Origin of the sequence: Nocardiopsis sp. NPDC101807 (assembly GCF_044766605.1) — a bacterium.
In the GTDB taxonomy this organism is placed as follows: domain Bacteria; phylum Actinomycetota; class Actinomycetes; order Streptosporangiales; family Streptosporangiaceae; genus Nocardiopsis; species Nocardiopsis tropica.
Map to the genome: position 1 here is coordinate 912,821 of NZ_JBIWMK010000002.1, position 25,899 is coordinate 938,719.

The 25,899-nt window shown below is 73.9% G+C and carries 22 protein-coding genes; 11 read left to right on the forward strand and 11 right to left on the reverse strand.

Features of this window, described 5'->3' with window-relative positions; genetic code table 11:
• Positions 1 to 8 precede the first annotated feature (8 nt).
• From ACIRPH_RS09295 to ACIRPH_RS09315, 5 genes are all read left to right on the forward strand, one after another.
• Positions 9 to 1,316: an aminotransferase class III-fold pyridoxal phosphate-dependent enzyme gene (locus ACIRPH_RS09295; protein ID WP_402911447.1), complete on the forward strand. Its 1,308-nt coding sequence runs from the start codon at positions 9 to 11 to the stop codon at positions 1,314 to 1,316.
• Positions 1,313 to 2,227 carry a sulfotransferase family protein gene (locus ACIRPH_RS09300; RefSeq protein ID WP_402911450.1) on the forward strand — a complete coding sequence of 305 codons (915 nt, stop codon included), beginning with the start codon at positions 1,313 to 1,315 and terminating at the stop codon, positions 2,225 to 2,227. Before ACIRPH_RS09295 ends, ACIRPH_RS09300 begins: the two co-directional genes overlap by 4 nt.
• Positions 2,211 to 2,957 carry a TSUP family transporter gene (locus ACIRPH_RS09305; RefSeq protein ID WP_402911452.1) on the forward strand — a complete coding sequence of 249 codons (747 nt, stop codon included), beginning with the start codon at positions 2,211 to 2,213 and terminating at the stop codon, positions 2,955 to 2,957. Before ACIRPH_RS09300 ends, ACIRPH_RS09305 begins: the two co-directional genes overlap by 17 nt.
• 323 nt (positions 2,958 to 3,280) lie before the next feature.
• Positions 3,281 to 3,964 (forward strand): NAD(P)H-binding protein, encoded by a 684-nt coding sequence (locus tag ACIRPH_RS09310; protein WP_402911454.1) that lies wholly within the window; start codon positions 3,281 to 3,283, stop codon positions 3,962 to 3,964.
• A 635-nt stretch (positions 3,965 to 4,599) separates the two neighbouring features.
• Positions 4,600 to 5,673 (forward strand): RICIN domain-containing protein, encoded by a 1,074-nt coding sequence (locus ACIRPH_RS09315; RefSeq protein WP_402911456.1) that lies wholly within the window; start codon positions 4,600 to 4,602, stop codon positions 5,671 to 5,673.
• A gap of 271 nt (positions 5,674 to 5,944) precedes the next feature.
• Here ACIRPH_RS09315 and ACIRPH_RS09320 read toward each other — a convergent pair whose 3' ends face one another.
• Positions 5,945 to 6,892 carry a Mur ligase family protein gene (locus ACIRPH_RS09320; protein WP_402911458.1) on the reverse strand — a complete coding sequence of 316 codons (948 nt, stop codon included), beginning with the start codon at positions 6,890 to 6,892 and terminating at the stop codon, positions 5,945 to 5,947.
• Between the two features lie 494 nt (positions 6,893 to 7,386).
• Between ACIRPH_RS09320 and ACIRPH_RS09325 the strand changes: the two genes are divergently transcribed.
• Together ACIRPH_RS09325 and ACIRPH_RS09330 are read left to right on the forward strand one after the other, a co-directional pair.
• Positions 7,387 to 8,433, forward strand: a complete 1,047-nt coding sequence (locus ACIRPH_RS09325; protein WP_402911461.1) for a hypothetical protein — start codon at positions 7,387 to 7,389, stop codon at positions 8,431 to 8,433.
• A 150-nt stretch (positions 8,434 to 8,583) separates the two neighbouring features.
• Complete coding sequence (locus ACIRPH_RS09330; protein WP_402911464.1) at positions 8,584 to 9,237, forward strand: hypothetical protein; 654 nt, start codon at positions 8,584 to 8,586, stop codon at positions 9,235 to 9,237.
• Positions 9,238 to 9,518: 281 nt separating this feature from the next.
• Here ACIRPH_RS09330 and ACIRPH_RS09335 read toward each other — a convergent pair whose 3' ends face one another.
• From ACIRPH_RS09335 to ACIRPH_RS09345, 3 genes are all read right to left on the reverse strand, one after another.
• Positions 9,519 to 10,061: a hypothetical protein gene (locus tag ACIRPH_RS09335; protein ID WP_402911467.1), complete on the reverse strand. Its 543-nt coding sequence runs from the start codon at positions 10,059 to 10,061 to the stop codon at positions 9,519 to 9,521.
• Between the two features lie 209 nt (positions 10,062 to 10,270).
• Complete coding sequence (locus tag ACIRPH_RS09340; RefSeq protein ID WP_402911470.1) at positions 10,271 to 11,728, reverse strand: MFS transporter; 1,458 nt, start codon at positions 11,726 to 11,728, stop codon at positions 10,271 to 10,273.
• Between the two features lie 100 nt (positions 11,729 to 11,828).
• Positions 11,829 to 12,944 (reverse strand): FAD-dependent monooxygenase, encoded by a 1,116-nt coding sequence (locus tag ACIRPH_RS09345; protein ID WP_402911472.1) that lies wholly within the window; start codon positions 12,942 to 12,944, stop codon positions 11,829 to 11,831.
• A 240-nt stretch (positions 12,945 to 13,184) separates the two neighbouring features.
• On the opposite strand from ACIRPH_RS09345, the gene ACIRPH_RS09350 reads away from it, so the two are divergent.
• Complete coding sequence (locus tag ACIRPH_RS09350; RefSeq protein WP_402911475.1) at positions 13,185 to 13,790, forward strand: TetR/AcrR family transcriptional regulator; 606 nt, start codon at positions 13,185 to 13,187, stop codon at positions 13,788 to 13,790.
• 99 nt (positions 13,791 to 13,889) lie between these two features.
• Positions 13,890 to 15,434 carry a trypsin-like serine protease gene (locus tag ACIRPH_RS09355; RefSeq protein WP_402911478.1) on the forward strand — a complete coding sequence of 515 codons (1,545 nt, stop codon included), beginning with the start codon at positions 13,890 to 13,892 and terminating at the stop codon, positions 15,432 to 15,434.
• A 443-nt stretch (positions 15,435 to 15,877) separates the two neighbouring features.
• Here ACIRPH_RS09355 and ACIRPH_RS09360 read toward each other — a convergent pair whose 3' ends face one another.
• Genes ACIRPH_RS09360 through ACIRPH_RS09375 form a run of 4 tightly spaced genes read right to left on the reverse strand, consistent with a single transcriptional unit; the run spans position 15,878 to position 19,600 of the window.
• Positions 15,878 to 16,663, reverse strand: a complete 786-nt coding sequence (locus ACIRPH_RS09360) for an ABC transporter ATP-binding protein (protein ID WP_402911480.1) — start codon at positions 16,661 to 16,663, stop codon at positions 15,878 to 15,880.
• Positions 16,660 to 17,808: a FecCD family ABC transporter permease gene (locus tag ACIRPH_RS09365; RefSeq protein ID WP_402911482.1), complete on the reverse strand. Its 1,149-nt coding sequence runs from the start codon at positions 17,806 to 17,808 to the stop codon at positions 16,660 to 16,662. Before ACIRPH_RS09365 ends, ACIRPH_RS09360 begins: the two co-directional genes overlap by 4 nt.
• Entirely contained in the window at positions 17,805 to 18,596 is a 792-nt protein-coding gene (locus tag ACIRPH_RS09370; protein WP_402911485.1) for a class I SAM-dependent methyltransferase, read from the reverse strand. The genes ACIRPH_RS09365 and ACIRPH_RS09370 overlap by 4 nt, the downstream gene beginning before the upstream one ends.
• Positions 18,596 to 19,600 (reverse strand): ABC transporter substrate-binding protein, encoded by a 1,005-nt coding sequence (locus ACIRPH_RS09375; RefSeq protein ID WP_402911487.1) that lies wholly within the window; start codon positions 19,598 to 19,600, stop codon positions 18,596 to 18,598. The genes ACIRPH_RS09370 and ACIRPH_RS09375 overlap by 1 nt, the downstream gene beginning before the upstream one ends.
• 381 nt (positions 19,601 to 19,981) lie before the next feature.
• On the opposite strand from ACIRPH_RS09375, the gene ACIRPH_RS09380 reads away from it, so the two are divergent.
• Positions 19,982 to 20,557: a snapalysin family zinc-dependent metalloprotease gene (locus ACIRPH_RS09380; RefSeq protein ID WP_402911489.1), complete on the forward strand. Its 576-nt coding sequence runs from the start codon at positions 19,982 to 19,984 to the stop codon at positions 20,555 to 20,557.
• 149 nt (positions 20,558 to 20,706) lie between these two features.
• Here ACIRPH_RS09380 and ACIRPH_RS09385 read toward each other — a convergent pair whose 3' ends face one another.
• A complete protein-coding gene (locus ACIRPH_RS09385) occupies positions 20,707 to 21,627 on the reverse strand; it encodes an alpha/beta fold hydrolase (RefSeq protein ID WP_402911492.1) in 921 nt (306 codons plus the stop codon).
• Between the two features lie 83 nt (positions 21,628 to 21,710).
• Between ACIRPH_RS09385 and ACIRPH_RS09390 the strand changes: the two genes are divergently transcribed.
• The gene (locus ACIRPH_RS09390) at positions 21,711 to 22,403 is read left to right on the forward strand and encodes a TetR/AcrR family transcriptional regulator (RefSeq protein WP_402911494.1); all 693 of its coding nucleotides are present in this window, start codon (positions 21,711 to 21,713) and stop codon (positions 22,401 to 22,403) included.
• Positions 22,404 to 22,601: 198 nt separating this feature from the next.
• On the opposite strand, the gene ACIRPH_RS09395 is transcribed toward ACIRPH_RS09390, so the two are convergent.
• Positions 22,602 to 25,127, reverse strand: a complete 2,526-nt coding sequence (locus ACIRPH_RS09395) for an FtsX-like permease family protein (protein WP_402911496.1) — start codon at positions 25,125 to 25,127, stop codon at positions 22,602 to 22,604.
• Positions 25,124 to 25,774, reverse strand: a complete 651-nt coding sequence (locus ACIRPH_RS09400; protein ID WP_402911498.1) for an ABC transporter ATP-binding protein — start codon at positions 25,772 to 25,774, stop codon at positions 25,124 to 25,126. The genes ACIRPH_RS09395 and ACIRPH_RS09400 overlap by 4 nt, the downstream gene beginning before the upstream one ends.
• Between the last annotated feature and the right edge of the window lie 125 nt (positions 25,775 to 25,899).

Below are 25,899 nucleotides of genomic sequence, written 5' to 3' on the forward strand. Positions count from 1 at the left end.
AGGTCTCCTTGGACGGAATACGGCAAGCACTCGACACCACCTGCACACGGACGCGGGACATGGACCGCAAGAACCCGCTGCTGCTGGTGCGGGGCCGGGGCGCGACGTTCACCGACGCCGAGGGCAGGTCCTACGTCGACTTCACCTCGTGCACCGGCGCCGCGCCCCTCGGCATGGGGCACCCCAAGATCGTGGAAGCCGTCACCCGGCACCTCGCCGACGGGGGCGGCATCCTCCCCGGGACCATGAGCCGGATCCGGGTCGACCTCGCGCAACGACTCCTGGACCTGTTCCCGCACAGCGAGAGGGTCGCCTTCATGCGGACCGGCTCCTGCGCGACCACGGCAGCGGTGCGCCTGGCACGGGCGGCGACCGGCAAGAACACCGTCCTCACCAGCGGGTACCACGGATGGCACGACTGGCAGCTGCAGTACCAGGGCGATGCCAGGCAGTACGCGTACGACCCCCGGGTGCACCACTTCGGCTACGACGCCGACCAGCTGCTCGCGCTCTGCCGCGAGTTCGCCGACGACCTCGCGGCCGTCGTCGTCTCCCCCGAGCACGACGTCATGCCGACGGGGCACCTGGAGGAGCTGATCTCGATCACGCACGGGTTCGGCGGCGTCGCCGTCCTGGACGAGGTGATGACGGGGTTCCGCGTCGGCCCGGGCGGGCTGACGGCGCGCCTGGACCCCAGGCCCGACATCACCGTGCTCAGCAAGGGGCTCGCGAACGGCACCGCCCTCTCGGCCGTGCTGCTCGGCCCCCGGGTCGCCGGCGCCCACGAGGCCACCGACCTCGGGAACACCTACCTGCGCGAGACGACGCCGTTCGTCGTGGCGCTGGAGAGCATCGACCTGCTGGCCGAGGAGACGGCACGGGTGCACCGGACCACCGCGTCCCTGGGGGCGGGGCTCAACGAGGTGTTCTCCGCCGCCGGCTACCCGGCGTGCGCGGTGTGGGACGACGGGATCCTCCACCTGGTCTTCGCCACCGGCGATCTCGCCGGCGGCTTCTACCGGACGATGCTCGACGCCGGGCTCTTCCTGGGGAGCGGGGGGACGATCCTGCCCGGGGCCGGGGTGACCGACGACCACGTGGCCCTCGCCGTCCGGACTGCCCGCGCGCTCGCGGAGGGGCCGGCGGCGACCGGCCTCACGAGCCCCTTCGAGGCCCCAGGCGGCGCGCCCTGGCAGCCGTTCGCCGACTTCTGCGCCGACGCCTTCCGCGCCACCCCCGCGGTGGCGGACCTGTGGTGGACCGCCAAGGCCGCCGCGCGGGTGAAACCCGCCCGCGAGAAGGGAGCGCTCCGATGAACCCCGTCCTGCTCGGCGGGGAGAACCGCTCCGGCACCACCCTGCTCAGCATCGTCCTCAACTCCCACCCCGACCTGTGCGTGGGCCCCGAACTCGACTTCGTCGAACCCCCCAACCTCGGCACGCACGTCCTGGAGGCGATCGAACTGGTCCGGTCGCGCGACCCGCGCGCGGTCGGCCCCGGCACCTCCAGCGGGGACCCGTACTGGTACGACGCGGCCCATTTCGTCAAGCAGTGCGAACGGTTCGGCATCGGCTACGCCGAGCTGGCCGGGGCGATCCGCGCCCGGCTCGACCAGGGTGGGGGCAACCTCGTCACGCTCCCCCAGCGGTGCGAGCTGATCAGGGCCCTCAGCGAGGCCCGCGCACGCGCGCAGGGCGCGCGGATGTGGGGCATCAAGCTGCAGCGCAAGATCAGGGACGTGGACGAGTTCGCCAGGATCTGGCCCCGGGCGCGGTTCATCCACATCGTCCGCGACGGCAGGGACGTCATCACCTCCCACCTCCACACGGTGCCCGACTGGGGCCACCAGGACGTCGAGACCGCGGCCCGGGACTGGGTGGAGATCATCTCCTTCGCACGCCACCGGGCCCCGTCCGGCCGCTACCTCGAAGTGCGCTACGAGGACCTGGTCTCCTCCCCCGAGCCGGTCACCCGCCGGATGTGCGACTTCCTGGGCGTCGGGTGGTCCGCCCGTATGGTCCGCCACCACGAGCTGGAGCACCCCCTCCACCGGAACCCGTGGTCCCATCCCGCCGCCGAGAAGACCAAGGCGCGGCTCACACGGAACTCCGTGGGCCGCTTCCGCCGCGAACTCGGCCACACGAGGACGGCACAGTACGAGAGCGTCGCGGGGGACCTGCTGGCCGACTGCGGATACGAGCGGAGCACAGGTGCCCCCGCCCGATGACACCGCCCTGTTCGCCGGGCTGTTCGCGCTGATCCTGTTCAGCGCCGCAGTCCAGTCCCTGTCCGGGTTCGGCTTCGCGCTGCTCAGCGCGCCGCTGCTCACGGCGGCGCTGGGCGGTCCCCAGGCCGTCTCGACCATCATGATCACCGGCACCGCCTGCGACATCGCCATCCTGGCGGTGCGGCAGGGCGTGCCTCGGCCGGCGGTGCGCGAGACGTGCGCCCTCGCGCTGTGGTCGGCCCCGGGGATGCTCCTCGGGGCCTGGCTGCTCACGGCGCTGCCCGCGCTCGGGCTCCAGGTGTTCGTCGCGTGCGTCGTCATCGCCGCGGTGCTCCTGAGGGTCCTCTCGCGCGAGGACGCCGCCGTCCTGAGCCCGGTCTGGGCGGCCCCGGCGGGCCTCCTGTCGGGGGCGTTGAGCACCTCGACGTCCCTCGGGGGCCCGCCCAGCGTCTACTACCTCGTCCACCGGGGCCTGACCCCGCACACCATGCGCGACACCCTCGTCACCCTCTCCCTGGTGCGCCTGCCCCTCAGCGTCGCGGCGCTCCTGCTCACGGGCGCCTGGGAGGCCTACCCCCTGTGGCTGCCGCTCGTCGGCGCCGCGCTCCTGGGGCAGGCCGCGGGCACCCGGGCCTTCCACCGCTTCGGCCACACCCGCTACGAGCACATCGTCCTCGGCCTGCTCACCACGTCGGCCGTCGTGTCCCTGGGCTCCCTCGGCCTCACGTGAGGCCCCGAACCGCCGCCGGCGGGCGCCGGCCCGACCCCCTGCCGTCCCCGCCGGGCCCCGGCCCCGGGGGTCCGGGGCCCGCCGGCAGATCCCGGTCTTCCTCCTGGAACCCGCGCAGCACGGCTGATACCGGGGCCACGGCCTGCGCGGACGAGCGGGTACGCGGAGACGGGCGGGCCCCGCCCGCCCGTAAAACTTACGGATCACTTCGCCCTCCTCCAGGACGGCCCGGGGAGAGGGGGCCGGGGAGCGGATACGTTGTGGCACCAGGAGTCGTCGGCCGGGACCGTCCGGCCCCGCGACCGGTACACAAGGAGGCGCTCATGTCGGATGCCGAGCGCGTGGTCGTCCTCGGCGGCCACGGCAAGGTCGCCCTGCTCACCGCGCCCAAGCTCACGAGCGCGGGCTATTCCGTCGACTCGGTCATCCGGGACCCCGACCAGAGCGCCGACGTCGAAGCCGCAGGAGGCAACCCCGTCGTGCTCGACATCGAGCGGGCGGACGTCGAGGCGCTCACGGAAGCCTTCGACGGCGCGCGGGCCGTGGTGTTCGCCGCCGGCGCGGGCGGGGGCGACCCCGCACGCACCGCCAGGGTCGACCACGAGGCGGCCGTCCGCGCGATGAGGGCCGCCGAGAAGGGGGGCGTCAGGCGCTTCGTCCTCGTGTCCTACGCGGGCGCCCGGGTCGACGTGGACAGGATCGACCCGGACAACCCCTTCTACGCCTACGCGAAGGCCAAGCACGACGCCGACGCGCACCTGAGGGGAACCGAACTGGACTTCACCATCCTCGGCCCCGGCAACCTCACCCTCGAACCGGCGACGGGGAGGATACGGCTCGCGGACGCCGACGGCACGATCGACGGCCGACCGCCGGGTGACGAGGGCCGCACCTCCCGGGAGAACGTCGCCGAGGTGATCACCCACGTCATCACCGCGAACGCCGGCGTCCGGCAGACCGTGAACTTCTACGACGGCCCGATACCGATCCCCGAGGCGCTCCCCTGAGCCGTGGTCCCCGGCCCGGTGCGGATCCGCCTCCGCCGGCCCGGGCCCTCCCGTGACGGCAGCCGGTACCGGCTGCCGGGCGGTCACGCCGGAGCGGTCCTCCCCCGAGCGTCGACACACGGACACGTCCGTCGCACCGCCCGCTCGCACACCGCCGACGGCACCAAGCAGCAGACCACGGGAGACGGGCGGGTCGGCACGGCCCCGGTGTCCTCCTCCGCCCCACTCACCGATGTCGGGGACCACCCGGCCGGTGAGGACCGCGGTGCGGACGCGGCGTCCGGGGCCGGGCCGGCCGGGGGAGGTTAACGGCCAGGTCCGAACACCGCCCCCCAGCCTTTCCGCGCCTGCCCCGGGTCCTCGCCGGGCGACCGCTCCCGGGCCGCGCCACCCCCGGGGTCCTCGCGTTCGGGGCCGGACCCACCGCCCGGACGCCCCCGGAGCGCACATACGCGGCCATGAACACCAGAAGGCGTATACCCAGGCGTAGCGCACCGGCGGGGCGGGGCCGTATTCCCGCGAGTTCGCGAAACCCCCCGCACCTTCCTCCCCCCGGGTCCAGGCTGGCGGTGGCACGCGCCTTCCCTCGGCGCCCTTCACCGCTCCCTCCCACGGGTACCGGAAGGAAGAACTCCTTGGACATCGCCGTCGGAGCACCCCACATCGTGCGCAACAAGCGCAGCGGCCTCGTCCTGAGCGTCCGGGACAGGGCCCTCGCCTCCGGAGCCCGGCTGGAGATCCGTCCCCTGAACGGCGACGACGCCAGCCAGCTCTGGTACGTCTTCGCCCTGGACGGGGCCGTGCTCCTGGCCAACAAGGCCAGCGGCCACCTGGTCCGTGCGGGGGACGACCACGGTTTCAGCGACCACCTGGAACAGCACAGCTCCACCACCGGCTCCACCCACCTGTGGCGCCTGCGCAAGCTGCCGGGGGACGGCGGAGTCCACCTGGTCAACAAGAGCACCACACAGCTGATGAACGTCAGGAGGAACAGCGTCGAGCCCGGCTCCACCGTGGAGATGTGGCGCAAGCAGGGCCCGGCCGTGGGCGCCCAGGCGTGGTCGCTGGAGGTCCACGGGGACATCGACCCCGTCGTCGAGGAACTGCGGCGCACCCGGACCGCCTCTCCCACCGACATCGGAGACGTCCTGCGCCTGAGCGACTACAAGATGCCCGCCAGCGACAGGACCGAGGAGGTCCTGGTGGGCCAGGTCCTGCTCCCCTTCCCCCTGGTCCAGGACCGCGACCTGACCGCGCGCCAGCGCGCGGACGAGACGCCCTGGTACGTGCTGCGCCGGTACGCCTACTGGCACATGGTCTACTACTTCGAGCACAGCGGCGCCTCGGACCACACCCGGACCAAGTCCGTGACCGTGGGTATGACCAGCAGCAACTTCAGCGAGGTCCACAAGACCACGGGCATCTCCGTGACGGCCGACGCCGCCTTCGGCTACTGGGGCCTGTCCGCCGCTCTGGGCACGACCATCGGCCGCGACCTCAAGGTCACCAGGGGCTCCAGCTCCAGCGAGAGCACCACCTCCAGCGAGACGGTCACCCGCTCCTACCCGGCCGGCAAGCGCGTGGCCGACGCCGTCTGGTTCCGGGAGAACCGGTACGTACTCAGCCGCCTGGACGGGGAGACCGTCGTGGAGTGGACGGTGCGCGATCCGGACATCAACGTCGTGGACTCCCACCCCGACCCCGTCTGACCCCGGAGGGCCCGAGGCCCCACCGCGACGGCCCTCGGGTCCCGGCGGTCCTCACCACCCGCGCCTCCGAGGGGGACGGGGCGTCCGTCCGCGCGGTCCCCCGGGCCCGGCCGTGCGCCCCTCCGCCGGGTGCGTCCACCGCCCCCGGCGGGACGGTCACGCGGTCCTTCCGCTCCTGCCCCGGGTGCGCCGGCGTGCGCGGCGCCGTGCCCACGGCTTCGGCGCCGTCGGCGCCCCCGGACAAGGCGGGGCCCGCCGCGGACATCACCCCCTACTCCCCCTCCCCCACCGCCGTCGACAGCATCTCCCCCACCTGGAGGACGTCCATGCCCACCGCCCCGGCCGCCGCAGCCGCGGCGAGCGCGTTCACCACCTGGTGCCCGCCCGCCGCCTGAAGGCAGACCGCGGAATCCCCCGCGCGGGTCCGGAGCGTGAACGAGGCCCGCCCCCGCTCGTCCGGGGCGACGTCGACAGCACGCACGTCCGCTCCCCTGGCCGTGCCGAAGGTGACCACCCGGGCCGTGGTCCGGTCGGCCAGCGCCGCCGCCCCGGGGTCATCGGCGTTGAGCACCGCCACCCCGCCGTCCCTCGCCGAGGGGAGCGCTTCGACCAACTCCACCGCGGCCTTCGCGATCGGATCGGGGCCGCCCGACCCCCCTTCCCGCGCGGTGCCGACGTCGAGGACCACTCCCGCCGTCGGAGGGGTGACCTGGGTGAGGTAGGTGATGTGGCCCGGCCCGCGGGCACTCATCCCGGCCACGAGGTACCGGGTGCCGGCGTCGGCCTCCAGGGCGGTGAGGGGAAGCCCGGTCTCGTCGTCGCACCGCCCACGGGTCGCCACGGTCGGTCCGATGGATTCGAGGACCCGGGAGAGCAGGTCCCGGGTGGCGGTCCTCCCGGAGGATCCGGTGATGGCGATGACGTCCAGGTCCGGCAGTTCCTCCACGTGGGCGCGGGCCCAGCTGCCCAGCGCGAGCAGCGGATCACCGACCACGATCGCGGGCGCGCCGACCGGGTGGGCGGTGAGCACGGCGGCTGCGCCGGCCTCCAGGGCGCACAGGAGGGAGCCGTGCCCGTCCCGCCCTTCTTCCCGGAGGGAGATGAACAGGTCGCCGACCCGGACCTCACCGGGGTCGAAGGCGATCCCGCCCACCGGGGTCGCCGGATCGGCGCCGGTGATCCGGCCACCGGTGGCGGCGGCGATCCGGGCGAGGGACAAGGGCTGTATGACGGCCTCCGGGCTGCTCGTGCGTGATGGTCAGACAGTATCGGGAAAGCCGCTCTGAGCAGGTGATTTCCGTGATGCTGCTCCGGTGCCCCCTCTTCACGGGGGTTCCGGACGGGGACGGTGTCGTGCCCCTCCGCCTCGCACGCGAACGCCCCCTGGCCCGGTGGGATCCGCGGCGGACGGGGAAACGTCGGCGGCAGAGGCCCCACGGCGCGCGGCGGGGCCGGGGCGGCACCGCCACGTGGCACCGGTCGGCACGTCCCGGTCCTCCTGAGACCGGGCCGCACCCCGCGCCGCTCTCGCACCGGACCGGGAGGAGGAGCCCCGGGAACGCCGGCGCCGCACCGGTCCCTGTCACAGGTGACCGCTACTGTCGGGCACCCGGCGGAACGAGCCCGACCGCCGGTCAGCGCAGTCGTCGTCCGGAACGCCGGGACCGCCGGTGCACCGGCCTCCGGGACCGACCTGTCCCACAGAGAGCCGGCATGCCCCGCACCACACCCCCGCGACCGGTCGACGTCACCGCTGTCGTCCCCCGACTGGCGCCGCTGGCGCGCACCACGACCCGGTTGCACCCCTACCCCGGATCGCCGTCCGTCCGCGACAGTTCGATCGGCGGTCCGCTGCTGTGGCCGACCGCCGAGCCGTGGCCGCACTGCGACGGCCCCCACGAGCGGGGCTTCGCGGTGGACATGTCCCTGGTGGACCTGAGGCTGGAACGGCTACGCGCCGCCGTGCGCGGCAGGAACAGGACCCGGCGGGAGCAGAAGGCCCTCGGGCGGCTGGAGTCCCGGGCCTATCCGCTCACGAGCCCACCGGTCGCGCCGCACCACGGCTCGGTGGCGATGCTGCCGCTCGCGCAACTGTACGCGCGCGACGTGCCCGACCTGCGCGCCCCAGAGGGGGCGGACCTGCTCCAGGTGCTGTGGTGCCCCTTCGACCACCCACCGGACACGTTCATGCCCAGGACCGCGCTGGTCTGGCGGTCCTCGGCCGCGGTCACCGGTGTCCGCACCGAGCCCCCGGAACCGGCGGCGGTGCAGTACCCGGGCTACCTGCCCGAGCCGTGCCTGCTCGAACCGGAACAGGTCACCGAGTACCCCAACCCCCTGGAGTTGGACAAGGACCTGCAGGAGCTGCTGGGGCGGTGGAGCACGTGGGAGGCGGCCGGCGCCGCCCCGGACAGCTCCTACGAGCCCGCCCCGGAGGAGTTCTACCTCGACCAGCTGTCCGTGGCCCCCGGCTGGAAGGTCGGCGGCTGGGCGCCGTGGGGCCCCACCGACCCCGTTCCCCGGTTCTGTCCCACGTGCGACACCGGGATGGACCCGCTCCTGACCATCGCCACGTTCGAGTGGGACGGCAGCGACCGGGGGTGGGTTCCGCACGGGGACCGGGCCGCTGTACCGTCCGACCACCCCGACTGCCATGACCCGAGGATGCCGACCGCGGTCCAGATCGCCAGCGGCTACAGACAGCAGCTCTACATCTGCCCGGCGGACCCGGAGCACCCCCACACCGAGCTGATGCAGTAGGCGCCCGGGCGGCGGGCGACCGCGCGCCGCTGTCCGCGGCCCCGCTTTCCCCCGGGGAGGGAGCGTCCGCCCCGCGTCCACGGGCGACCCCGTGATCTGCGCTCTCGGCACGACGTCATGAACCGGCGGCTCCCACGGGAGAATGACCGCGTGATCGATCCCGGGACCATCGACCTGACCACGTTCCTGCACACCTGGTACGGCGCCCCCGGCAGACGCGCGGCACCGCTTCCCGATTCCTGCGACTGGCTCCCCGGTCCGCTGAAGGACTGGCACGTTCTGGCCCGCCGGTGGGACACCCGACTCACTCACACGACGTCGATGATCCCACCCGGGAGAATCCGCCCCGACGACGGCAAAGCCGTTTTCATGGTGGACTCGGCGGCCGACTGGCGCTGGTGCATCGACCCGGACGAGCCGGACAGCGTCTTCGACGCCGAGGAATACGACCCCGTGGAGAGGAATCCGGAACGGCTCGCGGACTTTCTCGTCCACAACACCGTCAGAGAAGCCCTTTTCGGCGCCGCAGCCAGGACGTGGGCGCTCGCGGTTCCCGACGAAGCGTTGCCGGAGATCCTCTCCCCCATGGAAGAAGTAGCGTTCGGCGCCTGGAAGTGGCCGGTGCCGGGCTGCAGGATCTTCCTGGGAGGCGGTGTGCTCGCGGAGATCGTCGAGGTCGACCCCGGCTCCGGTTGGGAGGTCCACGTCGCCGCAACGGGCTTCGCCTCCCTGTCCCGCCTGGCGAACATCTCCGAAACACACTGGCGGACGCCTGGAGGCTCGGCAAAAACCACCCAGAAGTGAGGCCGGGCTCCTGAAGGAACTCCATGGGCATGCCCTCCCCGGACCGCCGTTTCCTCGACGGTGTGCTTCCCGGGGTTCGGCGGGAGCCGAGAATTGTCGGCGTCGCCGTCGCGGGTCGATCGCGGGAGGACTGTCCGGCATCCACTCCGATGTCGATCCGGTCGTGGCCGTCGAGGACGAGGCGTTCGGCTCCGTCATGGCCGGACGCCCCGCACCGCCCGGTCCCGGTGCGCCCAGGTCCGCGGGCTCCACCCGCCCGTCGGGGCTCCGGGGTCCATACGTCATCGGAGGGGAGAGAGCTCCGTGTCCTCGTCGGGCCAGCCGTCCTGGACCAGCGGAGGACAGGACAGGTTCCTCAAGAGCAGGGAGACGAGGAATGCGGTGATCCCCATGTCGAACACGTACCACGAGCTCGTATCCCCCACCACGATCCCCCACTCGTGAGGGTCGTCCGAGGAAGTGTGCCAGTACAGGCTGTAGGCCACGTCGGTCGTTCCGAATCTCAGCAGGTCGTCGAAGTAGACGAACTCACCCTCGACCTCCAGGCGGGTGGAGCCGATTCCGCTGCCGCTGAAGAAACCGTCCTTCCCCCCGGTCGCCCGCCCCAGGTCCTCCCGGTCCCCCGCACGGACCCGCACAATGGCGGCAGGGCCCAGGACCGCGAAGCCGTCATCCAGGGCGAAGGGGCCGAAATGATCGTGCAGAGCCTTGTAGTCCTCGGGGAAGGAGATCCCGGATTCGGCCTCCAAGGCATCCCAGTCGGCAGGGTCTTCCCCTGACCCGACCCCGGGGAATCTGTCCTTCATCCACTGCAGATGGTTCATGAGAACTCCTCGAAACGACACGGACGCCTTCGCTCCAGGCGTCCGGCAAGGACGTGCGCATCCACGTGCCGGACGGCCGCACGCCCCTCGAAGAGAAGGCGTGCGGTTCCGTCATCGCCGTGCCCGCGGATGGACTCGGCAAGGAAAGCACCGCCGCCCGTGCCGGGTCGGGCCGGTGGGCCCCACCGCCGCCGGGCCGGGCCCCCGGGCTACCGGCCGACCGCGGGCGAACCCGACGCCTCGGGCGCGGACGGCGCGGCGGTCCGGTTGCGTACCAGCATGGTCGCGGGCACCGCGGCGAGGACGAAGAGCACCCCCGCCATGGCGACGTAGAGGTACACGCCGGCCGCCGTGCTCACCGGGGCGCCGTCGGCCGAGATTCCGGCGATCCGGGTCGCCTTGAGCACCTCTCCCCCGGCGAAGTTGAAGACGACCGAGCCGAGGGCGAGCACGACCGACACCAGGCCGGCGACCGTGCCCTGCCGCTCGGGCGCCTCGATGCCGGTCGCCAGGTTGTAGCCGGAGGCGCCGATCGCGCCGGCGGCCACGCCGACCATGGCGCCGCAGGCGATCGCGACCGGGAGCACCGACACCCCCGCCAGCATCGCGAAGGTCGCCGCCGCCCCGACGGCGATGCCGCCGAGGAGGGGCAGCGCGGGACCGAACCGCCCGGCGATCCATCCGGCGCACGTGCCGCCGACGACGATGCCGAGGTTTGGCGCGGCGAGCAGCACGGCGACCGCCTCGCCGTGGCCCAGCCCGTAACCGAGCCCCAGGTCGGGGGGCACCTGGGCGATGATCCCCGTCAGCTGGAGCATGCTGCGGAAGGACCCCGCGGCCAGGACCAGTGCCAGCAGCGTGAGCAGGATCGGGCGGCTGAGGGCACGGATGTCGATGACGGGCTCCTCGACCCGCAGTGCGAGGAACGCCCAGCCGGCCAGCGCGGCGGTCCCGGCCGCCAGCAGCGCGACCATGCCCCCGGACAGCCATCCGAGGTCACTCCCGAGGCTGATGTAGGCGAGCACCGCGCCGAGGCCGCCGCCGAGCAGGAGCGCCCCGCCCACGTCGATCCGGCCGGCGCCGCGGATCGGCGACTCCGGGATGAAGGAGCGCACGCAGAGCGCCGCCGCCGCGGCGAGCAGTGCCGCCGCGACGAACACGCTGCGGTGGCCGAACACCTCGATGACCGGCTGCATCAGGAACGGCTCGGCGATGCCGACGACCGCGGAGCCGGACGTCACGATCCCGACCACGGCCATCGCCACACCCGGGGTGCAGATCTGTCGGACGAGGGCCACCGTGATGAAGACGGCGGCGAAGGCGGCGCCCTGGAGGAAGCGCCCGGCCAGGAAGACCCAGACGTTGGGGGCTACGAGGCAGACCAGCGCTCCCGCGCAGGCCAGGAGCAGGGTGGCGACGAGTACCCGGCGCTGTCCGAAGATGTCGGAGCTCTTCGCGAGCAGCGGCGACCAGAGGGCCCCGGCCAGCATCGCGCTCGCGTTCAGCCAGGCGGCCTGGTCGGTGTCGAAGTGGGCCAGCAGCTGGGGCAGGACCATCATGGGCGAGCCGATGGCCACGTCGGCCAGGACGTTGGCGAGGGTGAGGACGGCCGCCCAGAGGAGGAGCCGCTTGCTCCAGCGGTGCTCCTGGGCGCCCGGGGCGGGCATTGCCGGCGTGTCTTTCACTGTGGGTTCTCTCCAGTGCAGGGGGCGGGGGCCCGGCGGAGGGCGCGAACCGCGAGGGGCGGGGCGGGTCCGGGCGCCGGTCTCAGGGGGCGCCGGCGCCGGAGGCGCGCAGCGCCTCGTTGCGGGCGGCGATGTCGTCCCAGGTGGCGGGCAGCATGCGGTCGCGGCCGCTGTGGACGCGGCCCTGGGCGGAGGTGACGTAGGGGCGCTGCCGGGCCTCGTACCGGGCGAACGCGGCGGTGTGGTCACCGCCGCTCCGTTCGAGTTCCTCGGCGAGGAAGCGGGCGCCGGTGAGCGCGAGCGAGGTGCCCCGGCCGGACAGGTAGGCGGGGCTGTACCCGGCGTCCCCGACGAGGGCGACGCGGCCGCGGTGCCAGGAGGGCAGGTGGATCTGGCTCGCGGAGGTGAGGTAGAAACCGGGGTCGGCGCGGGCGGCGTCGAGCAGTTCCGGGATCCGCCACGACCGGTGGCCGGCGAAGGCGTCGAGGAGGATCCGCTTCTGGGCGTCCGTGTCGCGGTGGTCGTGGTCGATCGGGTCCGAGCGGAACTGGAAGACCGCGACGGCTCTGCCCTTGTACCGGAAGATGCCCGCCATCCGGCCGGGGACGTTGTGGATCGGGTTGATGCCCCCGGTGCGGGCCTCGGCGGGAAGGTCGGCGAGGGCGAAGTAGACGCCGAGGTGTCGCAGGTGGTCCTTCTCTGGCCCGAACACGAGCCCGCGGACGGCGGAGTGCTGGCCGTCGGCGCCGAGCACCAGGTCGTACCGGCCGGTGCGGCCCGAGGCGAAACGCACGTCGACGCCGCTGCCGTCGTCGGCCAGTGCCTGGATCGAGTCGCCGAAGCGGATCGCCGCGGTGTCCGGGAGCGCGTCGGCGAGGATGCGCACGAGGTCCTCGCGGAGGAGTTCGACGTCGTCGTCGGAGTCGTTGATCTGCGCCAGCGGGAGCGGGGCCACCGGCTCACCGGCGCCGTCGACGAACTGGGCGAGCTCGGACATCCGGATCCGCTGCTTCCGGATCTTCGCGAGCACTCCCATCCTGTCCGCGGCCTCGATCGCGTCACCGCGGACGTCGACGGGTGTTCCTGTGAGCCGGAGGTGGTGGGCGTACTCGACGAGGGTGACGTCGTGGCCGCGGGCGCCGAGTCCGAGGGCGCAGGCGAGCCCTGCGACACCGGCTCCGGAGACGAGGATGTTCACGTGGGCGCTCCAGGTTTCGCTGGGGGTGGGTGCGCGAGCGGCCCGGTGGCCGTTCGCGGGCGGTGCAGGCGGAACCGCGGAGCAGGGCGGCCGTCGTCCGGGCCGCTGCTACGTCGACCCGACGACACTAAAGCAATTTTCCGTTGCTTTTAGCGAGCTTACCGACGACCGGCTTGCACCGCAACGCCGCACCGGGCGACAATCGGCACCCCAGCAGAGGACCAGGAGGTGGGCGCGGCGATGGCCGACGGGAACACTGACCGGCCGCCCGCACGGCGCCCCGGTGGCCGCAACGCGCGGGTGAGGGCCCAGATCCTCACCGCGACCGCCGAGCTCGTGGCGCGCGACGGCATCGCGGGCTTCCGCTACGAGGAAGTCGCCGAGTTCGCTGGCGTGCACAAGACCAGCGTCTACCGCAACTGGCCCGACCGCGAGGAGCTGGTGGTCGAAGCCCTGCTGCGCTACGCCGAGGACCTCGCCTCGGTCGCCGACACCGGCGACATCCACCGGGACCTGGTGGACTTCCTGGAGGCCCTCGCCGGCGGCCTGGAGACGCCGTTCGGCCGGACGCTCGAACAGGCCCTCCAACCCGCCCGCCAGGGCCCCACCGTCCAGGCGCTGACCAGGATCCTCGACCAGCGCGTGGCCGCCATGCGGCGGCGGGTGGACACCGCCGTGGAGCGGGGCGAGCTCCCCCCGGTCGACAGCTCCTTCCTCGGCGAGATGATCTCCGGACCGGTGCACCTCATCGTCAACCGCGGCATGCGCACGTTCACCCGCGCGGACGCGGAGCGCATCGTCGGCGTGGTGCTCGCCGGCCTCCGGGCCACGGCGGCGCACGCCTGAGCCGTCGCCCCGGCCGGGGGCCGCAGCGCCCTCCGGACGCCTCCGCCGGGGCGCGACACCACACATTCGCGCAACACGGCCCCCGGTACCGTCCGGCGCATGCGTAGACAACTCCTCCTGCTCGGCGCCCTGTGCGCGCTCGCCGTACCCCTGTTCACCGCGGTCCCGGCGCAGGCGATCGTGGGCGGCACCGAGTCCACCCGCGCCTACTCCTTCATGGGCTCGTTCCAACCCTCCTATCCCGCGCCGCCGCGCGAGGACGGCCACGGCTGCGGCGTCCTGCTCCTGGCCCCCCAGTGGGTGCTGACCGCCAGCCACTGCGCCGGCAAGAACCCGACCAACGCGAAGGTGGGCGTCCCTCAGGGTTGGAAGGTCCGGATCGGTTCGCTGGACAGCACCTCCGGGGGCGAGGTGGCCGAGGTCGACCACTACTACCGGCTGGCGACCAGCGAGGACGAGGGCGGTTTCTGGGGCAGGGACCTCGCGCTGATGCACCTGGCGGCCCCGGTCGGGGCCGAACCCGTGCGGATCGCCCGGAGCACCCCGGCGGAGGGCTCACCGGCCCGGCTCCTGGGCTGGGGCATGACCTGCGAGGACAGCGGCGACCCGGCGTGCTACCCGAACCGGTTGCACGAGGCCGACACCGTGGTCCAGCCGGTCTCGGCGTGCGGGGTCACGGACCGCACCGACGAACTGTGCATCGGCAGCCGCGACGGCAGCGTCAACGCGGCCAACATGGACTCGGGCGGGCCCGCGCTGGTCCGCGAGGACGGTGAGTGGGCCGTGGCCGGCGTGGTCAGCGGCCCGAGCGGGAACGACGCCCCGGTCTGGTTCACCGACGCCACCCTGCACACCGCGTGGGTCGACGGCATCGTCGACGGCACCGACGTGCCCGCCGACGACGAGATCCCGGACGTGGAGGGGGCGGCGTACCTGGGCGGCTGTGCGGGGTCGGTGGTGCGCACCGCCTCCTCGCTGCCGGAGGACCCCGCGCTCATGCTGACCAACGGCCACTGCGTGCAGGAGGAGCGGCCCGCCCCGGGAAGCGCGCTGGTCGACCGCCCGGCCGACGGCGAGGTGCACGTCGGCGACCCCCGGGGCTACCCGCAGGCCACCGCCCGGCTGGAGCGCCTGGTGTACGCGACGATGACCGGCACCGACGTCGCCCTCTACCGCCTGGACACGACCTACGGCCAGCTGGAGGCGGAGGGGGCCAAAGTCCTCGAACTGGCCTCGGACCCCGTGCGCGCGGGCGATCCGCTCAGCATGCTCGTCCCCTACACCCGGCTGGAGTGCTCGGCCGAAGCCGTGGTCCCGCACCTGCGCGAGGGCGGCTACGAGCAGGACGACGCGATCCGCTACGCCTCGGGCGAGGGCTGCCATGTCTTTCCGGGCATGTCCGGTTCGGCGCTGCTGGCCCCCGACGGCTCCACGGTGGTGGGGGTCCACAACACCCACAACCGGGACGGCGGGGAGTGCACCGACGACAACCCCTGTGAGGTGGACGGGGACGGGAACATCGCCTTCGAGCAGGGCCGCGCCTACGGCCAGCAGGTGCACATGGTCACGGACTGCCTGACCACCGGGTCGGAGCTGGACCTGGCGCAGCCGGACTGCACCCTCACCGGGGCTTCGCGCTCCTGAGCCCCCCGTCCGGGTCGGGCGCGTCCGCCGGTCCGCCTCCGCGGCGGGCCCGTCGGCGGACCCCTCGGAGCCTCCCTCCGACCGGGGTCCGCCGACGGGGCTCCCCTCCTTCCCGACGGTCTCGGGCCTCACCCGAGGACTCGTCTCGAGAGCCGTCGGCGTGCTCGTGGCAGACGGGCGTGCGGGCGACACCGGGCACGGCCGGGAGAGGCGGGGCCCTTGCGCTCCGCCTCTCCCACGGGATCCGCTCACCGCGGGCCCTCCTGAACCGGGCGACGGCCCCCGCTCGGGCGCCGCGCCTGCCCGCCCGGCGGACGGGGCGCGGGCAGGCGCTGACGCAGCGCCCTCGGCGGGCGCGGGCAGCCCCGGGAACCGCTACGCCCCCGACCACGGCTCTCCGCGGTCGTTCGGCAGGAGCCCGGCCCCGATCAGGCGCCACTCGACTACGGGAGCCTGCCGGTCCCGGCCCCCAGGTAGGTCGCCACCGGCGCACCCGTGTGCGGAGAGGTGTCGACGACGGCCTCGACCGCGTAGACCGAGCGGATGAGCCCGGGTGTCAGCACGGCGGCGGGCGGTCCGGACGCCGCCACCCGACCCGCGTGCAGGACCGCGACCCGGTCGCAGTAGCGTGCGGCCAGGTTGAGGTCGTGCAGGGCGGTCACCACCGTCATGTCGAGCGAGCGGAGCAGGGTGAGCACCTCGAGCTGGTAACGGATATCGAGGTGGTTGGTGGGCTCGTCCAACACGATCACCTCCGGCTGCTGCGCGAGCGCGCGGGCGAGCTGGGCGCGCTGCTGCTCACCGCCGGAGAGGGTCCGCCACGACCGCGACCGGTACGCGCGCATCCCGGTGAGGGAGAGCGCGTGTTCGATCGCGGCACGGTCCTCGCCGTCCAGTCCGGCGAAGGTGCTGCGGTACGGCGTTCTGCCGAGCGCAACGGCCTCGTCGACGGTGATGTCGGTGTGCACCTCGGGCGACTGCTCGACGATCGCCATCCGCCGGGCGACCGCGCGCCGGGGCAACGAGCGAACCGGTTCCCCGCCCAGGAGCACCGTCCCGGCATCCGGCCGCCGAAGCCCCGCCAGGATGCGCAGCAGTGAGGACTTGCCGGCCCCGTTGGGCCCGAGCACGGCGAGCACCTCGTTCGGGCGCACCTCGATCGAGACCCCGTCGAGGATGCGTGTTCCGTCGACCGACCACGTGATGTCGTTCGCTGCCAGTGCCGTCATCGCCGAGCCGCCTTGCGCAGAACGATCGCGAACATCGGCGCACCGAGCAGCGCCGTGATCACCCCCACCGGGATGTCGTGCGGCGAGAACGCCGAGCGGGCGAAGGTGTCGACCCACACCAGGAAGATCGCGCCGCCGAGCCCCGCGAGGGGAAGCAGGAGGCGGTGCGTGGGCCCGGCCAGCAGACGCACGATGTGCGGCACGAGCAGCCCGATGAACCCGATCGCCCCGGACGCCGCGACGGCCGCCGCCGTGATGAGGGCGGTCAGGACCATGAGCGCCACCCGTGCCGTGGTCACGTCGACCCCGAGCGAGGCAGCGGTGTCCCAGCCGAAGGTGAACGCGTCCAGGGCCGACGCGAAGAACAGGCAGCCGAGGGCTCCGAGCACGATGACGGCGGACGCCACGATCAGCGGCTCCCAGCGTGCGCCCCCGAGTGAGCCGAGCAGCCAGTAGGTGAAGCCCCGGGTGGCGTCCGCGTCGCCGTCGAGCATCAGCACGAGCGAGGTGATCGCCGAGAAGAACTGCGACACGAGCACACCGGTGAGCACCACGCGGGCGGGGTTCGAGACGCGTCCGCCCCCGATGAGGAACAGCACGATCGCGAAGGCGGCCAGCGCGCCGGCGAACGCGCCCGTCGAGAGGGTCACCGCGCCCGAGCCGAGCCCGAGGACCATGACCGAGACCGCCCCGGTGGACGCCCCGGAGGAGACCCCGAGCAAGTACGGCTCGGCGAGCGGGTTGCGGGTGACCGACTGCAGCACCGCGCCCGAGACCGAGAGTCCGAGCCCGACCACGGCGGCGAGGAGCACACGTGGCAGGCGCGACTCCCACACGAGGGCGTCGATGAGCGGCGGCGCCGGCGGAACGGGGGCGAGGGCGCCCAGCCCGATGTTGCGCAGGATGATCCCGAGCACGTCGAGCGCCCCGATGTCCGCCGTTCCGACGAAGGTCGCGACGACGATCGACACGCACAGCGCGACGATGAAGGCGCCGACGAGGAGGGACGAGCGCAGCCGGCCCGGTGCGCGTGTCGGAGAGGCCGCGGCACCGTCTGCCGTCGCTCGCGCCGCCAGGGGATCGGCGCCGGACGGCGCGCCCGTGTCGCGCGAGCCGGTCTGTGAGGGATGGGTGGGTTTCGTCATCTTCGCGCGAACACCACGACATCGTCGTAGTACCGCCAGATGACACCGGTCTCGGCGAAGCCGGCGGTGCCGAGCGCCTGCAGGTGCAGTTCGAGCGGCGCGTGCGGTGTGGGCGGGCGGTCGGCGAAGCGGCGCTCGCGCTCGGCGTGGTGCTGTCCGAACGCGTCGTCCGCGACGGCGTCCGCCCACCACTCGTCCCAGGTCTGCACCCCCCGCGCGTGCGCGTCGTGCTGGGTGCGCTCGTCGTCGGCGGCCGCCGCCTGCGTGAGGAACGGCTGTGAGCGCGGGTCGTAGCGCAGGTGGTCGGCGTTCATGAAGACGCCGTCGGCGGGGAGCAGGGCGCCCAGGGTGTCGTAGACGGCGACGAGCTGCGCCGGCTCCAGCCAGTGGAGCGCGGTCGAGGAGACGGCGACGTGCACCGGCCCGTCGGGCAGCTGAGCCCTCCAACCGATCGTTGCCAGGTCGGCGTCGACGGGCGTGAAGCGTGAACCGTGGCGTCGGCCGAGCCAGGAGCCCGCGATCGCGAGCAGCACCGGGTCGTGGTCGACTCCGATCACCCGGGCGCCCGGAAACCGGTCGAGGACGCGCTGCGAGAGGCTGCCGGGGCCGCACGCCAGATCGAGGACGGTCATGCCGGTTCCGTCGGCCCCGAACTCGTCCGAGGAGGCGCACGTCCGCGCGATGACGTCGAGCATGATCTCGAACCTCTGCTCGCGGTGGGTGATGTACGCCGCCTGCTGGTCGTCCCAGGCACGGATGAGCCGCTCGAGGGCGTTCGTGTTCGTCATTATTCGGTCTCCATGTCGATGAGGCCCTGCGCGACGGTCGGGACGGCCTGCACGCTGTGGACGGAGGGGTCCATGTGCTGCCCGGGCACGACGATGAAGCGGTCGTCGACGACCGCGTCCATGGTCGAGGTCAGCGGGTCGTTCTTGAGGAACTCGATCTTCTCCTCGGCCGTGTCGCCGGGGTATCCGCGGCTCAGGTCGGCGAGCACGAGCACGTCGGGGTTGCGGGCGGCGACCTCGTCCCAGCTGACCTCCGGCCATTTGGTCGAGGCGTCGCTGAAGGCGTTCTCGGCGCCGAGCATCTCGGTCACGGTCTGCGGGAGCCCGCCGGGGCCCGCGACCGACGGGGTGGAGGAGGACGACGCGGTCGAGTAGAACCAGACCAGGCTCGGCGTGCCCTCGATCCGTTCGGCGGTCGCGAGCCCCTCGTCGACCACGGCCCGCTGCTCGGCGACGAGCTCTTCGCCGGCGTCCGGCACGTCGAAGATCTCGGCGATCGTCTCGATCTCGTCGAACAGCATCTCGAAGGTCGCGCCGCCCTCGACGGCCTCGTGGTAGGTGCAGTCGAACTCGCTGAGGTAGGTCGGGACGCCGAGTTCGTGGAGTTCGGCGCGCTCGCCGGCGTTCTCGGCGGTGAGGAACGAGGCGAACGACGAGTAGACGAAGTCGGGCTGCGCCTCCAGCAGCGTCTCGTGCTCGAGCAGGCCGTCCGTGAGCAGGGGGATGCCCTCGTAGGCGTCGGCGATGTCGCTCGGAACGGGGTCGGTCTCGTACGAGGTGCCCGCCATGCGATCGGCGAGGCCGAGCCGGATCATGATCTCGGTGGCCGACTGGTTCAGCGAGACCGCGCGCTCGGGGGCCTGCTCGACGGTCACCTCGGCGTCGCAGTTCTCGACGCTGAGGGGGTAGGGGGTCGCGCCCCCGCCCGCTGCCGCCGTGGAGTCGGCTTCGGGGACGGGCGCCGTCGCGCAGCCGGCCAGGGCGAGGGTCGTTGCGACGCCCATGGTTCTGATAATGATTTTCAATTTCATGACCGTAGGTTACAGTGCCTCTGCCACCAGGCCGTACTCCGCTGCGTGACGGCCGAGGAGACGCCCCCGGGCCGCCGCCGGACTCTCAACCCGTGTCCCGCGACGGCTCCGCGCCGCCGACAGGACCTCCCGATGGGGCGCCGGCGCGCTCCCCCGCCGCCGGGGCAGGGCCCCGCCCACCGGGGCCTCCCGCCGGGCGGGACCGACTCCCCCGCCCCGGCCGTCCACGCCGGGGGCACCGCGCCGCAATCAGACGTTCTGCCCGTCTTGTGGCGGCACGGCACTACGCATAGCATCAGGGCGACCTCACCGGGTCACCAGAGAGATCAGCACCCTCACCCCAGGGAGACCCCCATGCTGAGACGCATCCTCACACCCCTCCTCATCGGGCTGAGCGCCCTGGCGCTGACGCTGGTGGGCGCCGTACCGGCCTCCGCGGAACCCGCGGAGCAGGTCCAGCCCCTGCGCCAGACCACCCTGTACTACGACGCGAGCCAGTCCGCGGAGTACGCCTCCGCCGTCGCCTCGGCCGTGGGCGTGTGGAACTCCAGCGTCAACAACGTCCGCCTGGAGCCGGCCCCCACCGGGCGGCGGGCCGAGATCCGCATCATCGCCGACGACGGCTGGCCCCGCGCCCACCTGGGCCCGGTGCGCCCGGGCGGGCAGGTCACCGTCTGGATGGGCCGCCAGGGCACCGCCCAGGGCTACGACGCGGTGCGCATCGCCGCCCACGAGCTCGGCCACAGCCTGGGCCTGCCCGACGTCAAGCCCGGCCCGTGCTCCTCGCTGATGTCGGGCTCCACCGGCGGCGTGAACTGCACCGTCCGCGCCCCCAACGCCTCCGAGCGCGCGCGGGTCGAGGCCAACTACGGCGGCGGCCTGGCCGGCCAGCGCGCCGCCGACGGGCGGCTCCTGGTCGACCGCTTCTGACCGGGCACACCGGATCGGCGGTCACCGGCCTCCGGCGCCGGCCCCCCAGGGGTCGGCGCCGGAGGCGTCACCGCTCTCGCGCAAGACCGGTCGCCGTCGCTCCGATCCCCGCCACCCGCTCCCCGTCCTTGGCCGGGTCCGCGATGTGATCAGCCCCGGTTCGGCCGATCCGGAGAGCCGTCGGCGAGTGTTCGCACCTCGGCTGCGACGGTGCGCCACGCCGGTGCGGGGATGTCGTGGCCGACGCCCGGCAGGGTGACCAGGCGCGCGCCGGGAACGCGGGAGGCGATCGCGGCGGCGGCGTTCGGCCGGATCAGGGGGTCGTCCCGGCCGTGCAACACCAGCGTGGGGGCCGTGATCGTGCTGATCGGCGGGCCGTGCCACTGGGCCCCGATCTGGCGGCTCTGCGCCCGGGTGTCGCGGGTGCCGGAGTCGGCGAGGCGTTCGGCCTTCGCCCTTTCCTCCTGCTCGTCGAAGGGCTGGGCGGGTGAGGCGCAGAACCGGGCGATGGCCAGGCCGGCCCGGACGGTTCCCTCCTCGGTGTCGGGATAGCGCATCCGGCTGAGCCTGGCGACGGCGGGAACGCGGATGTAGCGCAGAACGCCCAGCCCCGCCGCGTCCGCGGGGACCGCCGACATCGAGGTCAGGGTGCGGACACGGCCCGGGTGGCGGATCGCGACGCGTTGCGCCACGGCGCCGCCGAGGGACACACCGAGCAGGTGCGCCGTCTCCCAGCCGAGCTCGTCGAGCACGGCGACCGCGTCGTCGGCCATGTCCTCGGCCGTGTAGGCCTCGCCGCGTCTGCCCAGCAGGGCGGTGGCGGGCAGGCGGGTCCTCGTCGGCGGCAGGTGCGTGGACTCGCCGGCGTCGCGGTGGTCGTAGCGGGCGACCGAGAAGCCGTGGTCGGCCAGGGTCCGGCACAGGCCGTCAGGCCACCACCGCCGGTTGACGCCCATGCCCATGACGAGCAGGAGCGGCTCGTTCCCGTCCGTGCCGGCCCACGTGTCGAAGGCCAGCCGGACGTCGCCGTTGTTCGCCCACCGGGTCGGTGTCCACGGTCGTCGGTCCATGTGCTCCCACTCCCCACAATACTGCGATCAGCGTTCTCAGTATTAGGATAGGGGGCGTCGCAACAGGAGTGGAACGGGGACCGATGGCCGAGGAACCGACGACCGTGTGGAACCGCCCCGAACGGGGCGCACGCGGTCCCGCGCCGGAGCGCAGCCGGGCACAGATCACCGCCGCCGCGATCGGGCTGGCGGACGAGGGCGGCCTCGCGGCGGTCTCCATGCGCCGGGTGGCCGGACGGCTGGGCACGGGACCGGCCTCGCTGTACCGCTACATGTCCACCCGGGACGACCTCCTCGACCTCATGGCGGACGCCGCCGCCGGGGAGATCGACCTCGGCGTCCCCTTGACCGGGGGCCCGGTCGAGGACCTGGCCGCCCTCGCCGGCCGGGCCAAGCGGGTCCACCTGTGCCACCCGTGGCTGCTCGACCTGCCCGTGGAACCCGCGGTGGGCCCCCACGGCATGGACTACCTGGAGTACGCGCTGCGCGCACTGGCGCCGACGCCGCTGTCCTCCCCCGCCCGGTTGGAGACCGTCGGGGTGCTGAACGGGCTGGTGACCCTGTTCGCCCGCACCGAGCTCCAGCGCCGGAACGCGCCCGCCGACCCCCGACGGGCGCACGCCTCCCACCTGGCCTCCGCGGCGACCGCGGAACGGCATCCGCTCCTGCTGGCCGCGCTGGCGGACGGTCCCGGCGCCGAAGCGCCCCAGGACACGCACGCCCTGTTCGAGCGGGTGGTGCGCCGGGTGCTCACGGGGCTCGTCGACAACCCCTGAACCGCCCGGCGCGGTCCCGGCCGCACCGGCGCCCGCGCACCTTCCGTGAGCTCGCCGGCCGTGGACGGCCGACGTGTCCCCCCACAGGTCGCGGCGGCCCGGCGGAGAGCGCAGGGGCTCCCCGTGCGCACGCGTCCCGCGCCCCGCCGGGCCGACCGGACGGCGCCGGGCGGCCCGGCGCGCCCGGGCGGCGGGGGCTCACCCCGTGGCGGACGCCACGTGCAGGGGCCGGGCACGCAGGGCCGCGGCCACCGGCGCCAGGTTCGCCGCCAGGCCCAGCGCCAGGACCGCCGAGGCGAGGAGTGCGTACCGGCCCGGGGAGACGGACAGGACCACCGCGTCACCGGTGAAGGCGTACCCGGAGGCCGCGAGCCCGGCCAGCGCGGCCGCGGTCCCCAGGACTACCGCCGCCGCCGACACCGCCAGCGCCTCGGCGGCGACCATGCCCACGACCTGTCCCCGGGAGGCCCCCACCAGGCGCAGCAGGGCGAAGCTCCCCTTCCGCGCCGCCACGGAGAGGACGAGCGTGTTGACCGCGCCGATCCCGGCGAAGCCCGCCACCACGGCCACCATCAGGTAGGTGATCCAGTCGTCGCCCTCCCCCTGGGCCGCCACGTCGGCCAGGTGTCCGGGCCGGTCGGTGACCAGGGTTTCGGGGCCGGCGTCGATCGCCCCCTCCAGCCGGCGCGCGACCCCGGCGGGGTCGGCCCCGGGGTCCAGCGTGACGTAGACGGCGCTCTCCATCGCGTCCAGCATCCGGGGGGCGAGCACCTGCCGGGGGAGCAGGACCTCGGGGAAGTCGAGCCCCGCCTCGTAGAGAACCGCCACCCGGGCCCGGATCGGCCGCCCGTCGGGGCCGGAGAGCGTGGCGGTGTCGCCCACCCGCCAGCCCTCCTGCCCCGCGGTCCCGGCGTCGAGTGCAACCCCGCCGGAGTCGAACGCCTCCCACGCCCCCTGTTCGGCGTCGACCCGGTAGAGGTCCGCCACGGTCGCGGGGTCGACGAGGTAGGTCGTCAGGGCGGCTCCGGCTCCGGCCGTGACCGTCTGCCGGAAACCGCCGGCGGCGGACACCCCGGGGACCCCGGCTGCCGTCTCCGCGGCGGTCTCGGGAAGCCCGACCCCCAGGGGACCGGACACCACCAGGTCGGCGGCGAGGCGCTCCCCGTAGGAGTGCATACGCGCCTGAGCGGTGGTCGGCCCCTGGAACAGCAGCACGCAGGCGACGGCGGTGGTCACCAGGAGCGGCGTCATCACACCCGCCACCCGGCGCGTGTCGGCGTACGCCTCCCTGTGCGCCAGGAGGGGCGCCGGTCCCCTCGACGTCAGCGGACCCGCCAGGCGCAGCACGCCCCGGACCAGGGCCGGGGCGAGCAGAGCCGCCGCCAGGACGAGGACCATCGAGGCGGCGAGCGCCGCCACCACCGCCCCCCGGCTCCCCGCCGCCGCCCAGGCCACGGCGAGCAGCGCCACGGCCCCGCCCAGGACCGCCCCGCCCAGAGCGATCCGGGCCCGGGACAAGGGCGCGGACGCGGCCTGGGCCGCGCGCATGGCCTCGACCGGCGCCGTCCGCCCCGCCGCACGCGCGGGCGCCCAGGAGGCCAGCAGCGGCACGGCCAGCGCCAGAACCGTTCCGGCGGCGAGCGCGGGCGGCCCCACCTCCGGCTCGAACCCCGGCGGGAGCACCCCCACGGCCTCGAAGAACCGGGCCAGGAGGAACGCCAGGAGCGCACCCGCCGCCCATGAGAGCACCGCGGCGACGGAGCCCAGGACCAAGGCCTCACCGAGGACCAGGCGCCGGACGAGCCCGGGTGCGGCCCCGGCCAGGCGCAGCAGGGCGAATTCCCGGACTCGGTTGCGCACCGTCGTGGTGAGCAGGCCGGCGACCATGACGGCGGCCACGGCCAGCACGAGTCCGGACACCGTGCCCAGGAACCGCCCCATACCCGAGGCCGTCTCGCGGCCGGTCCGGCCCGGTGCGAGGGCCTCGCTCCTCTCGCCCCCGGTCAACGCCCTGACCTGAGGGACCTCCTCCCGGATCGTCTCGGCGAGCCGGGAGGGGTCCGTCCCCTCCCGGGGCCACACCGCCGCCAGTACCGGGTCCCCGCCCCGCGCGGCGGCCTCGCCCAGCGTGAAGAAGACGCCCCGGTCCTGCCCGCCGGCCGTGTCACGGTCCACGATCCCGGTGACGAGCACGGTGGCGGCGCCCTCGGGGGTGAGGACCCGGGCGCGGTCGCCGGGGGCCGCACCGGCGTCGGCCGCGGTCCCGGCGTCGAGCGCCACCTCCCCCTGCGCTCCGGGCGGCTGACCCTGGGCGAGCGTGAGGGGTTCGGCCCCGGCGAGCGCCCACGAGTGCCCCCAGGAGCGCTGCGTCTGGCCGCCCAGCGTGCGCTCGTCGGTCACCACGTAGGCGGGGAAGGGCGCCTCCACCACCATCTCCGCGACCCCGGGGATCCCCGCCAGTGCCTCCACGGTCGCGGGGGGCAGTCGCGCGGGCTCCCCGGAGGGCGTCGCGGTGAGACCGGCGTCCTCGGGTACGGCCACCACGACGATCGGCGCTTCGGAGAGCCGCCAGGGCGCACCCGCCCCCTCGGCGGCCACCCGGTCGGCCGAACCCTGCAGGGACAGGGCGGCCACGGCCAACCCGGCGCCCAGGGCCACGGTCAGGACGGACAGGGCGAGTGGGCGCGCCCGGTCGGCCACGCCGCGCAGCACGAGCCTGATCACGCGGACTCCAAGCGCCTGATCCGCTCCAACACGGTGTCCGGAGCGGGGTCGGGCAGTTCGTCCTCGACGCCGCCGTCGCGGAGGAAGAGCACCCGGTCGGCGCGCGCCGCGGCGACCGGGTCGTGGGTGACCATGACGACGGTCTGGCCGTGCTCGGACACCGCGCGCCGCAGAGCCTCCAGGACCTGGCCGCCGGAGCGGGAGTCGAGGTTGCCGGTGGGCTCGTCCGCGAAGAGCACGCTCGGCCGGTGCAGCAGCGCACGCGCCACGGCGACCCGCTGCTGCTGTCCGCCGGAGAGTTCGGAGGGGCGGTGCCGGAGGCGGTCCTCCAGGCCGAGCGAGTCCACGAGTTCGGCCAGCCGGGCCTCGTCCGGGGGCAGGCCGGCCAGGCGCTGCCCGAGGGTGATGTTCTCCTCCGCGTCGAGCACGGGCAGGAGGTGGAAGGACTGGAACACGAAGCCGAACGCGCGTGCGCGCAACCGTGTCAGGTCCCTCTCGGAGAGGCCCGTGATGTCCCGCCCCTCCACCAGCACCGCGCCGGCGTCGGGACGCTCAAGCCCGGCAGCGCAGTGCAGGAGGGTGCTCTTCCCCGATCCGGAGGGCCCCATGATCGCGGTGAACCCCCCTCGGGGGAAGACGGCGTCCACCCCTCTCAGGGCATGGACGGGAACGACACCCCGGGAGTAGGTCTTGGAAAGTCCCGTGATCCGCAGGACCGTCGGGTCGTCCTTTTCTTTTCCGTGTGGCCGGTCGTGGACGCCGATCCCCTTTT